Source organism: Actinophytocola sp., assembly GCF_036402745.1.
GTDB lineage: Bacteria > Actinomycetota > Actinomycetes > Mycobacteriales > Pseudonocardiaceae > Actinophytocola.
The window spans coordinates 22,050-33,996 of record NZ_DASWSJ010000287.1 but is presented as its reverse complement, the minus strand read 5'-3'; the positions used below and the strand labels follow the sequence as shown (position 1 = coordinate 33,996).

General features: G+C 72.1%; 9 protein-coding genes. 4 read left to right on the top strand and 5 right to left on the bottom strand.

What is annotated here, in order from left to right:
* Positions 1-442 precede the first annotated feature (442 nt).
* Positions 443-2,098, top strand: a complete 1,656-nt coding sequence (locus tag VGD70_RS27245; protein WP_331086231.1) for a fumarate hydratase — start codon at positions 443-445, stop codon at positions 2,096-2,098.
* Between the two features lie 3 nt (positions 2,099-2,101).
* Here VGD70_RS27245 and VGD70_RS27240 read toward each other — a convergent pair whose 3' ends face one another.
* From VGD70_RS27240 to VGD70_RS27220, 5 genes are all read right to left on the bottom strand, one after another.
* Positions 2,102-2,674 (bottom strand): hypothetical protein, encoded by a 573-nt coding sequence (locus VGD70_RS27240; protein WP_331086230.1) that lies wholly within the window; start codon positions 2,672-2,674, stop codon positions 2,102-2,104.
* Positions 2,675-2,768: 94 nt separating this feature from the next.
* Complete coding sequence (locus tag VGD70_RS27235; RefSeq protein WP_331086228.1) at positions 2,769-3,203, bottom strand: hypothetical protein; 435 nt, start codon at positions 3,201-3,203, stop codon at positions 2,769-2,771.
* A gap of 94 nt (positions 3,204-3,297) precedes the next feature.
* Entirely contained in the window at positions 3,298-5,979 is a 2,682-nt protein-coding gene (locus VGD70_RS27230; protein ID WP_331086226.1) for a GNAT family N-acetyltransferase, read from the bottom strand.
* A 27-nt stretch (positions 5,980-6,006) separates the two neighbouring features.
* Positions 6,007-7,182, bottom strand: coding sequence for an acetoin utilization protein AcuC (locus VGD70_RS27225; RefSeq protein ID WP_331086224.1), 1,176 nt, complete (start codon positions 7,180-7,182; stop codon positions 6,007-6,009).
* Between the two features lie 704 nt (positions 7,183-7,886).
* A complete protein-coding gene (locus VGD70_RS27220) occupies positions 7,887-8,741 on the bottom strand; it encodes a sulfurtransferase (RefSeq protein WP_331086222.1) in 855 nt (284 codons plus the stop codon).
* A gap of 209 nt (positions 8,742-8,950) precedes the next feature.
* Between VGD70_RS27220 and VGD70_RS27215 the strand changes: the two genes are divergently transcribed.
* The 3 genes from VGD70_RS27215 (at position 8,951) to galE (ending at position 11,888) form a co-directional block, all read left to right on the top strand.
* Complete coding sequence (locus VGD70_RS27215; RefSeq protein ID WP_331086220.1) at positions 8,951-9,646, top strand: metal-dependent transcriptional regulator; 696 nt, start codon at positions 8,951-8,953, stop codon at positions 9,644-9,646.
* A 110-nt stretch (positions 9,647-9,756) separates the two neighbouring features.
* Positions 9,757-10,869 carry a galactokinase gene (gene galK / locus VGD70_RS27210; RefSeq protein ID WP_414638067.1) on the top strand — a complete coding sequence of 371 codons (1,113 nt, stop codon included), beginning with the start codon at positions 9,757-9,759 and terminating at the stop codon, positions 10,867-10,869.
* A gap of 53 nt (positions 10,870-10,922) precedes the next feature.
* Positions 10,923-11,888, top strand: a complete 966-nt coding sequence (galE, locus tag VGD70_RS27205) for a UDP-glucose 4-epimerase GalE (RefSeq protein ID WP_331086216.1) — start codon at positions 10,923-10,925, stop codon at positions 11,886-11,888.
* Positions 11,889-11,947 lie beyond the last annotated feature (59 nt).

Below are 11,947 nucleotides of genomic sequence, written 5' to 3'. Positions count from 1 at the left end.
CTCGACGCGTTCGCCTCGGGGGACGCAGCGTTGCAGCGGCCTGGCGAGGACCCTGCCCCTTTCACCGGTCGCCGAGGTTGCCGCTCGCGGCCCCTGTTCCTCCCTGCCGGGCCTTCTTCCCTTCCCCGCGCTCTGCGTTCCCGGCTCCCTTCTCGTACCGACCTGTTTCTTGCCCGCGCTCTCCTTGCGGCGCAGTCGCAGCTCGAGCCTCTCCCTCCCAGTACTTCCTCCCGTCCCGTTCCCTGCCGGCCGTCGCCCCCGCCGGTCCCGGCCGCCCTTTGCCGCCCGCCCCGTCTCGTCGCCCATGCTCTTCTCTTCCCCGTTTCCCCTCTCCAACCCGGCGCGGCGAGTGTGCGCAAGGCAACGGTGGTGGGGGCGGATCGGGCCGATTGCCTCGCGGTAACGTCGGGGAATCCCACCACGCGACAAGGGAGTCCTCAGGGTGACCACCTCGTTCGAGTACGTCGAAGCGCTGCCGCTCGGGCCGGACAATCACACCGAGTACCGGCTGGTCACGCCGGACGGCGTCACCACTGTCGAGGCGGCCGGGCGGACCTTCCTCCAGGTCGAGCCCGACGCGCTGCGGCTCCTCGCCAAGGAGGCCATCCGCGACATCCAGCACCTCCTGCGCCCGAGCCACCTCGCCCAGCTTCGCGCCATCGTCGACGACCCCGAAGCCAGCGGCAACGACCGGTTCGTCGCCATGGACCTGCTGCGCAACGCGTGCATCTCCGCCGGCGGCGTGCTCCCCATGTGCCAGGACACCGGCACCGCCATCGTCATCGGCAAGCGGACCGAGAACGTCCTCACCGGCGGGCACGACGAGGAAGCGCTCAGCAAGGGCATCTTCGAGGCCTACCAGGAGCTCAACCTGCGCTACTCCCAGCTCGCCCCGGTCAACTTCTGGGAGGAGCGCAACACCGGCACCAACCTCCCCGCCCAGCTCGAGCTCTACCACAAGGACGGCGACAAGCCCGAGTACGAGTTCCTGTTCATGGCCAAAGGCGGCGGCAGCGCCAACAAAACGTTTCTCTACCAGGAGACCAAGGCCCTGCTGAACCCCACGCGCCTCGCCAAGTTCCTCGACGAGAAGCTCCGCAGCCTCGGCACCGCCGCCTGCCCGCCCTACCACCTCGCCATCGTCGTCGGCGGCACCTCCGCCGAGTACAACCTCAAGGTCGCCAAGCTCGCCTCCGCCCGCTACCTCGACGACCTCCCCCTCGAGGGCTCGGCGCAGGGCCACGCGTTCCGCGACGTCGACCTCGAGCAGCAGGTCCTCGACATGACCCGGCAGTTCGGCATCGGCGCGCAGTTCGGCGGCAAGTACTTCTGCCACGACGTCCGCGTCATCCGGCTCCCCCGGCACGGCGCGTCCTGTCCCGTCGGCCTCGCGGTCTCCTGCTCGGCCGACCGCCAGGCCAAGGCCAAGATCACCGCGGAGGGCGTGTTCATCGAGCAGCTCGAGCGCGACCCCGCGCACTTCCTGCCCGACGTCTCCGACGACGAGCTCACCGACGAGGTCGTCCGCATCGACCTCACCCGCCCCATGGACGAGATCCGCGCGACCCTGTCCAAGCTCCCCGTCAAGACCCGCCTCTCGCTCAGCGGCCCGCTGGTCGTCGCCCGGGACATCGCGCACGCCAAGATCAAGGACCGCCTCGACGCCGGCGAGCCGATGCCCGGCTACCTGCGCGACCACCCCGTCTACTACGCCGGCCCGGCCAAGACCCCCGAGGGCTACGCGTCCGGCTCGTTCGGCCCCACCACCGCCGGCCGGATGGACTCCTACGTCGAGCAGTTCCAGGCCGCCGGCGGCTCACAGGTCATGCTCGCCAAGGGCAACCGGTCCCGCCAGGTCACCGACGCCTGCCAGACCCACGGCGGCTTCTACCTCGGCTCGATCGGCGGCCCGGCCGCGCGCCTCGCGCAGGACTGCATCAAGAAGGTCGACGTACTCGAGTACCCCGAGCTCGGCATGGAGGCCGTGTGGAAGATCGAGGTCGAGGACTTCCCCGCGTTCATCGTGGTCGACGACAAGGGCAACGACTTCTTCGCCGGCACCTCGCAGCCCACGTTGCAGATCGCGTTCCGCCGGTAGGGCTCAGCGGCCGCTGGCCAGGTGGATCGTCCGATCGCCCAGCGGGGCGGCCAACCGCACGGTGACCGGCCGCGGCGTCATCACCGCGGTGCACGCGCCGCCGTCGGGCCGTCCGCCCTGCGGCTCGGGCAACGGGCGCAGCATGATCCGCACCTCGGTCGCCGACTGGTCCACGACCACCGCCTGCGCGTCCGTGCAGCCGCTGCTGGCCGCGGCGAACATCTGCAGCGAGCGGTCGTCCTCGAACACCCAGACCTCGCCGCGGTGCTCGTAGTAGGCAGGCAGCGCGCTGGAGTCGACCTGCGCGGCGGGCACCTGCCGCACGCCCTCCGGCACGACCACGCCCGACGGGGACACCGACACCGGCGGCTTCGGGGTGCCCGGCGCCGGGTCCTGCGGGTCCTCCGGCTTGGTGACCGGCGGCAGCGGGATCTCGCTCGACGGCGCCGTCGTCGAGCCGGCAGTGTCGGGCGCGGTGTTGGACGAGTCGCCCGCCGGCGTGGCGGCGTTATGGCCGCAGCCGGCGAGGCCGATCACCGCGGCCGCGGCCAGGGTGGCGATGAACAGTGCCCTCATGGTGAGAGGACGGTAGCCGCCGGGCGGACGGTTGCACGCAGAGCGGTGCCCGGTCGCGCGGGGCGGTCGCGACCGGGCACCTGGGGTGGGAGGTCTAGCTCTTGCGCTGCTCGTTCTTCAGTACGAGCTTGCGGTCGGCGAGCGGCTGGTCCAGCTCGGTGGTGATCTTCGGGTAGCGCAGGTCCATCGTGCAGGGCTTCGGTTCGCTCGGCACGGTCTCGATCATGGTGATCACGACCTGCGTGGCCGACTGCGTCGGCACCTCGACGCTGGCCTTGCCGCAGCCGCCCTCCTGGGCGACGACGCCGACGGTCGTGCCGTCGCCCTCCGTCCAGGCCATCACCGGATAGCCCTTGGGCAGCGCCGTTGCGTCGATCTGGCCGGCCGACACCTTCTCGCCGCCGGATGGCGGTGTGCGCGCCGGCTGCTTGTCCGGTTCGGTGTTCGCCGGGGCGGACGTCTCGGTCGGGCGGGTGTTCCCCGCGTTGTCCTGGCTCTCTTGCGGGTTGGCGCAAGCGCTCGCGAGCAAGAGCAGAACCCCCGCGCCAACGACGGTTCCTAGGCGTTTCATGTGCAGAGGACGAGCCCGGTGGCGCACCGCGTTGCACCGGAGTTCGCAAACCCTACTTTCGTAGGAAAGTGCCGGTCAGCGACCGCAGCCGGCGCGGGCCGCTGTCCTGCTGGGACGGTGGCGGGCCCACCTTCACCCTGGCGCGCACGACCTGGGCGCCATCGGTTGAGGCGAGGATCGGCTCCAGCGCGAGCCAGCGCACCCGCGGCAGGTCCTCGGCCAGCGCGGCGACCCGGATCACGAGGTCGGCGAGCGCCTCGAGGTCGACCGGCTCGCTGCCGCGGTAACCGGTGAGCAGCGGCGCCGCCTTGGGTGCGCGGACCAGCGCGGCGGCGTCGACGTCGGTGAGCGGGAGCGCGCGGTAGGCCCGGTCGCCCAACAGGTCGCTGACCACGCCGGAGAGCCCGAAGGACACGAGCGTGCCGAACGACGGGTCGTCTTGCACGCCGATGGCGCAGCCGGTGCCCTTGCGGGCCATGCGCTGCACGTAGACCTCCGGCGTGCCGGACAGCTCGGCCATCTCCGCGTACGCCTCGCGCACGGCGTCCGGAGTGGACAGATCGAGCCGGACGCCGACGAGGTCCGCGCGGCGCCAGAACCGCTCGCCGGTCGCCTTGACCGCCACCGGGCCGCCGAGCTCGTGTGCCGCCGCGACCGCGTCGTCGGCGCTGGAGACGATCCGGTACGGCACGACGCCGATGCCGTAGCAGTCCAGCAGCCGCACGGTGTCCGCATCGGACAGCTCGACCAGCTCACCGTCCACATCGGACACAAGGGTGTCGAGGATGCCGCGTGCGGTCTCGGTGTCGACGTTGTCCGGGCGGACGAGCTTGCCCTGCGGCGCCGACCGCCAGCGGGCGTAGCGGGTGGCCCGGGCGAGGGCGAGCACCGCGCGCTCGGGGCTCGGGTAGGACGGGATCGAGCCTCGGCCGGGCGCGCCGCCGGGGCCGGGCACCGCGAGCTCGTGCGGAATGCCTTCGGTGGCAAGGAACGTGGAGACGATCGGCTTGATCGCATCGAGACCGGCGACGGCGTCGCGGATCGCCCGCGCGTAGGCGGTGCCGGGGATGGTCAGCGGGGGTATGAAGACGACGACGAGCGAGTCGACCTCCGGGTCGCGGAGCGCCTGGCGGACCGCGTCGGCGAGCACGTCGGGCCCGGCCGAGGCGCCGACGTCGACCGGTGCGCCGGCGAGCTCGAGGTCGTGGGCGAGGGCGGCGTCCGCGGCGAGCACGCCGATCGCCGAGGAGTTGCCGACGATCGCGACCCGCTCGCCGCGCGGCAGCGGCTGGTGGGCGAGCAGCAGCGCGGTGTCGAAGAGTTGAGCGATCGACTCGACGCGGATGACGCCGGCCTGCTCGAAGAGCGCCGCGACGCTGGCCTCGTCGACCTCGACCGACGTGGCCGCGAGCGCGGGCAGCACGGCGTTGCGCCCGGACTTCACGGCGACGACCGGCTTCACCCGGCCGATGCGCCGGGCGAGGCGGGCGAACTTGCGGGGGTTGCCGAACGACTCGAGGTAGAGCAGGACGACGTCGGTGGCGGGGTCGGTCTCCCAGTACTGGAGCAGATCGTTGCCGGAGACGTCGGCGCGGTTGCCGGCGGAGACGAACGTGGACAGGCCGAGCCCGCGGGCGTCGGCATCGGCGAGGATCGCGGTGCCGAGCGCGCCCGACTGGCTGAAGAACCCGGTGCGGCCGCGGGCCGGGAGCGCGGGCGCGAGCGACGCGTTGAGCCGGACGTCCGGGTCGGTGTTGATCACGCCGAGCGCGTTGGGCCCGACGACGCGCATGCCGTGGGCCCTGGCTTCGTCGACGAGGCGGCGTTCGGCGCTCTCGCCGTGCGGACCGGTCTCGCCGAAGCCCGCGGAGATCACGACGAGCGCCTTGACGCCCTTGGCGAGGCAGGCGTCCATCACCTCGTCCATGCTGGCGGCCGGCACGGCGACGACGGCGAGGTCGACGTGGTCGGGGATGTCGAGAACGCTGGGGTAGGCGGCGACGCCGCGGACCGAACGGCGCTCGGCGTTGACGGGGAAGACGGGCCCGGCGAAGTCGGCGCGGAGCAGGTTGCCGAGGACCGCGTAGCCGATCTTCTCCGGGTCGGCGGAGGCGCCGATGAGCGCGACGGAGCGCGGGTGCAGGAGGTTGTGCACGCTGCGCGCTTCGGCCGCCTGCTCGCGGGACCGGGCGACGGCGACGGACTTCTCGGTCGGGTCGATGGCGAACTCGAGGTGGAAGACGCCGTCCTCCATCTCGCGGGCCAGCTGGTAGCCGGCGGCGCGGAAGACCCCGAGCATGGCGCCGTTCTCGGCGAGCACCTCGGCGACGAACGTGCGGATGTCGCTCTCCCGGGCCGCGGCAGCGAGATGCTCGAGCAGGATCGGGCCGAGGCCACGGTTCTGGTGTTTGTCCTCGACGACGAAGGCGACCTCGGCGCTCGGCCCGCCGTCGATGCGCTCGTAGCGGGCCACCGCCACGATGTCGTCGCCGAGCTTGGCCACGAACGCGACCCGGTCGTGATGGTCCACGGTGGTGAACCGCTCCAGGTCGCGCGGCGGGATCTGCGGGTAGGCGCCGAAGTAGCGCAGGTAGCGGGTGCGCTGGGACATCCGGCTGTGGAACGCGAGCAACGCGTCCGCGTCACTCGGCACGATGGGTCTCAAGTGGACGGTGCCGCCGTCGGACAGCACCAGGTCCGCCTCCCACCACTTCGGGTAGTCGAACGGATCCATCGCCCTTCGTCCTAATCTCGTGGGTCGTCAGTCTCGCGGGTCGTCGGGATCCAGGCCGTGCAACGGAAAGACGGCGCGGCGAGTGTCCCGGATCGTGTTGTCGACGCGCTGCTCGATGTCGCCGTCCCACGGGTCGAAGTCGGTGCTCTTGCCGTCGTTCATGGCCGACGGCAGCTCGGCGTTGGGCGCGATCGTGTCCACGTAGTCCGTCCACTCGCGAGGAAGCGTCACGTCCGGGTCGACGTCCCGGTCGAGCATGGTGGCGATCAGGTGGGTCCACGACCGCGGGACCACGCGCAGGAGCTGGTAGCCGCCCCCGCCGGCCGCGAGCCAGTGACCGCCCGCGTAACGCTCGGCAAGGTCGCGGACGGTCCGGTAGATCTGCCGATGACCGTCAACGGACAGGGACAACGCGGCGAGCGGGTCCTCGTCGTGGGTGTCGACCCCGCACTGGCTGACGAGCAGCTGCGGCTGGAACGCGTTCAGCAGGGACGGGACCACGGCGTGGAAAGCGCGGAACCAGGCCTGGTTGTTGGTGTAGGGCGGCAACGCGAGGTTGACCGACATGCCCTCGGCGCCTTCGCCGCCGGTCTCGTCGGCGAAGCCCGTGCCGGGGAACAGGGTCAGCGGGTTCTGGTGGAGGGAGATCGTGAGGACCCGGGGGTCGTTGTAGAACGCGTCCTGCACGCCATCGCCGTGGTGGACGTCGGTGTCGAGGTAGGCGATGCGCTCGAACCCGTTGTCCAGCAGCCACGAGATGGCCACGGCGGTGTCGTTGTAGACGCAGAACCCGGACGCGTGGTCACGCATGGCGTGGTGCAATCCACCCGCGATGCTGGCCGCCCGCTTGGTGGCGCCGGAGGCGATCTGCCGCGCGGCAAGCAACGAACTGCCGACGACCATCGCGGAAGCCTCATGCATCCGGTCGAAGATCGGATTGTCCGGCGTGCCCAGCCCGTGCCCGACGTCCCAGCCGGCCATCGGCGCCTCACGAACCGCGGAGATATAGCCCGCATCGTGAATCCGCTCGATCTCCGACTCCGGCGCCTGCTCCGGCACCAGCAGCTCGACCCCATCAAGCACCCCGAGCGCGGAGGCCAACCGAATGGTCAGCTCCAACCGGATCGGATGCAGCGGATGCTCACCCCCGAGGTCATAACCCAACAGAGCAGAGTCCCAGACGATCGCGGCCGACTGATCCATGGGATCACCCTATCCGGGCAAAGCACTCCCAGCCCGCCCGCGCAACCCGGCACCGCGCCCGGCACGCACCTGCGCCCGACACCCGCCAATGCCCGTCCGCCCAGCGCACCCCGATCACCGGAACCCGACACAGCCCGCCAGCCCGTCCTGCTTTGCCCGCAAGTCGGGCTGGGGTCTCGGTCCCCAACGGCCCATCTCGGTTCAGGCCGCACCACCCCCGTCACCCCGGCCCCGGCTCCCGACAGCACAGCCCGGCCCCCGCGACCCATTCCCCATCACCCTCAGCCCGGCTCCCATCCAGCACAGAGCAGCCCAGCCCGGCTCCCATCCAGCGCAGAGCGGCTCCATCAGCCCAGCCCGGCTCCCATCAGCCCAGCCCGATCGCTACCGAGCCCGGTCGGTCGGCCATTGAACCCGGCGCCCGGCCAAGCATCCGTTCCCAGCCAAACGCAGCATCCGTCGCCCGGCCCGGTCCTCATAACCCCAGCCCCGGGTCCCCATCACTCGGCCCGGCGACATCACTCGGCCCGGCGACCGTCCGCCCAACCCAGCGCCGTCCGCCGAGGCGGCGCCGTCCGCTCAACAGGGCGCCTGTCCGCCCGGCCGGCCTCCATCTGCCCAATCCCGGGTCCTTGCGGCCCGCCCCCGTCACCGCAGCCCCGCGGCCCCCGCAGGCCGCCTCGGTCAGGCAGGCCTGATCGCCGTCAGCTCGGGTCGGCGCCTGTGGCGATCGGCCGGTCGGGGTCGCCGCTCCATTCCGACCACGAGCCGACGTACAGCTCGGCCGGCGCGATCGAGCTCGTCACCCCGGCGACCTCCAGCGCGAGAACCACCGACGCCGCGGTGACACCCGAGCCGCAGTAGGCGCCCACCGGCAGCCCGTCGGCCACTCCGAGGCCGGCGAACCGCGCTGCGAGCCGACCCGACGGCTGCCAGCGGCCGTCCTCGCCGACGTGCCCGGCGAACGGTGCGTTCACCGCACCGGGGATGTGCCCAGCCCGCGGGTCGACGGGCTCCACGTCGCCGCGGTAGCGCTCCGGCGCCCGCGCGTCGAGCAGCACACCGTCCCTGGCCAGCTGAGCGGCACCGACCGCGTCGAGCACCGGCATCCCGCCCGGCCGCACGGTGATGTCGCCCGGCTCCGGGCGCGGCGTGGCCGTCGTGACGACCCGACCCTCGGCCGTCCACCCCGCGAACCCGCCGTCCAGCACCGCGACCCGGGCGTGCCCCGCCCAGCGCAGCACCCACCACGCCCGAGCGGCCACCGACCCGTTGTCCGCGTCGTAGACCACCACCGGCCGGTCGGCACGCACCCCGGCGTCCCGCAGAGCCTGCTGCAGCGCCTCCGGGTCGGGCAGCGGGTGCCGGCCGGCCGCACCGGGCGGACCGGCGAGGTCGGTATCCAGGTCGAGGTAGGCAGCGTTCGGCACGTGCCCGCGGTCGTATTCCTCGCGCCCGGGCGGCCCGCCCATCCGCCAGCGCACGTCCAGCACGACGGGTGGCTGCGGCCCGGCCATCGAGGCGGCCAGTTCGGTGCACGACACCAGCGGAGAGGTCACCGCGCCATTCTTCCCGATGCGGTCCCACCGCTGCTGAGGCCGCTCAGCCGCATCGCGTTCACCCTGTGCGACCACGCCAATGCTCCACCCGGGCGAGCGACTAACATGGTCGGCGACGAAGCCGCATTGGCGACGTGGTGTGGCGGCACTCAAGGTGACCACTGAGCGCGCCCCGGTCGGCGGCCTGTCCCGGCACGAAGGGGAGCAGCGTGAACGAGCTCATCGACACCACCGAGATGTACCTCAAGACGATCTACGAGCTTGAGGAGGAGGGCGTCGTCCCACTGCGCGCCAGGATCGCCGAGCGGCTCGGGCAGAGCGGCCCCACGGTCAGCCAAACCGTCGGCCGGATGGAGCGCGACGGCCTGGTGATCGTCGCCGGCGACCGGCACCTGGAGCTCACCGACCACGGCCGCGCCCTCGCGGTCACCGTCATGCGCAAGCACCGGCTCGCCGAGCGCCTCCTGGTCGACGTGATCGGCCTGGAGTGGGAGCACGTCCACAGCGAGGCGTGCCGCTGGGAGCACGTGATGAGCGAGGCCGTCGAGCGCAAGCTCGTCAAGCTGCTCGGCCACCCCACCACGTCCCCGTACGGCAACCCGATCCCGGGCCTGGACAAGCTGGGCGAGGGCGAGCCCGCCCCACCGGTCGAGGCCGACCTGGTGCGCGTCGACGACGTCGCCCGCCGCGGCGGCGGCAAGGTCGAGATCCGCCGCATCGCCGAGCACGTCCAGCTCGACCCCGACCTGATGTCCGAGCTCAAGGTCGTCGGTGTCGTCCCCGGCCAGACCGTGCACGTAGGACCGTCCAAGGGCGACGGCAACGCCATCGAGGTCTCCGGCGAACACAGCTCCGCCCAGGTCGCGCCGACCGTGCTGCACGCGGTGCTCGCTCGCGCCAAGTGACCGCCAGCGACGAGACGGAAGCCGGCCAGAAGTCCGACGCCGCCCGCAGTGGCGTTCCGGCCCGCGCCGCGAACGAATTCACCAAGCTCTACGACCAGTCACCGACCGGCGTGTGGTCCGCCCCGGGACGGGTGAACCTCATCGGTGAGCACACCGACTACAACGACGGTTTTGTGCTGCCGTTCGCGCTGCCGTTCCGGATCGCAGTGGCCGCGCGGGCCCGCACCGACGGGCAGCTGGCGATCACCACGGTCGGCGACGACGGTCGCCCGCAGCGGGCCGAGCCGGTGTCGGTGGGCGCGCTGGAGCCCGACGGGGTCACCGGGTGGGCCGCGTACCCGTCCGGCGTGAGCTGGGTGTTGCGTCACGAGGGGTTCACCTCCGGGGCAGATCTGGTGATCGCCGGCGACGTGCCGGCGGGGGCTGGGTTGTCCTCCTCTCATGCGTTGCAGTGCGCGACGGCGCTCGCGCTGCTGGGGCTGGCCGGGGTCGAGCTGGACCAGCCGGGTGCGCCCACCCGGGCCGGGGTGGCCGCCTGGGTGCAGCGGTCGGAGAACGACTTCGTCGGCGTCCCGACCGGCCTGCTGGACCAGACCGCCTCGCTGTGCTGCGTCGAGTCGTGCGTGCTGTTCCTCGACGTTCGCTCCGGCGAGATGGAGCAGGTCCCGTTCGACGCCGCCACTGCCGGCCTGGACGTGCTCGTCATCGACACCAGGGCACGGCACTCGCACGCCGACTCCGGCTACCGCGAGCGGCGGGCGGGCTGCGAGCGCGCCGCCGACCTGCTCGACGTGCCCGCCCTGCGTGACGTCGAGCCGGCCGGCCTCGACGACGCACTGGCCCGGCTGCCCGAGGAGCTGCGCCCGCTCGTGCGGCACGTGGTGACCGAGAACGAACGGGTGCTGCGTACCGTCGAGCTGCTGCGCGCGGGCCGGCTCGCCGAGATCGGCGAGCTGCTCAGCGCGTCCCACGTGAGCCTGCGCGACGACTACCGGGTGTCCTGCCTCGAGCTGGACGTCGCCGTGGACGCGGCGCGTGCCGCCGGAGCGCTAGGTGCCAGGATGACCGGCGGCGGGTTCGGCGGATCCGCGATCGCACTGGTGCCCCACGAGGAGCTGGACACCATCGGGGACAAGGTGCTCGCGGCGTTCGCCGAGCGGTCGCTCCCGGCGCCGGGTCTGTTCACGGCGGTTCCCTCGCCGGGTGCCGGCCGCGACATCTGACCCACAAGACCGAGCGGGCGACCACCCGCGAACCTGAGGAAGCGAGGACCGCGGTGAAGCTGCTCGTGACGGGCGGGGCCGGGTATGTCGGGAGCGTCTGCGCGGCGCGGCTGGTGGAGGCGGGCCACGAGGTCGTGGTGCTGGACGACCTGAGCACCGGCCACGCGGACGCCGTGCCGGACGGCTGCCGCTTCGTCCAGGCAGAGCTGGGCGAGGCGGCGGGCTCGCTGCTCTCCGAGGGCTTCGACGGCGTGCTGCACTTCGCGGCCAAGTCGCTGGTCGGCGAATCGATGCAGGATCCGGCGATGTACTGGTCGGGCAACGTGCTCACCTCACTGCGGCTGCTCGAGGCGGTCCGATCGACCGGCACGCCCAGGTTGGTGTTCTCGTCCACGGCCGCGGTGTACGGCCAGCCGGAGCAGGTGCCCATCCCCGAGAGCGCGGCCACCCGGCCGACCAACACCTATGGCGCCACCAAGCTGGCCATCGATCATGCGATCACCTCCTACGCCACCGCGTACGGTCTGTCCGCGGTGAGCTTGCGGTACTTCAACGTCGCCGGTGCCCACAGCGGCTTCGGCGAGCGGCACACCACCGAGACGCACCTGATCCCCCTGGTGCTGCAGGTGGCGCTGGGGCAGCGCGAGAGCATCCACGTCTACGGCGACGACTACCCGACCGACGATGGCACCTGCATCCGCGACTACATCCACGTCAGCGATCTCGCCGACGCGCACCTGCTGGCACTGGAGCACGCCACCGCCGGCACGCACCGGATCTACAACCTGGGCAGCGGCACCGGTTTCTCGGTGCGCCAGGTGATCGACGCCTGCCGATCGGTGACCGGACATCCGATCCCGGCCGAGGTCAAGGGCCGACGGGCCGGCGACCCGGCGTCGCTGGTGGCGTCGAGCGAGCTGGCGCAGATGGAGCTCGGGTGGAAGCCCCAGCACGCCGACCTCGAGGGAATCGTGGGCGATGCCTGGGAGTTCGCCCGCTCCCGCGCCGCCGGCCACTGACGGCTCACCACGGTCAGGGCGGCCGACCTCGTCCTGGGAGCGGTTGTCGTCGTGTCGTC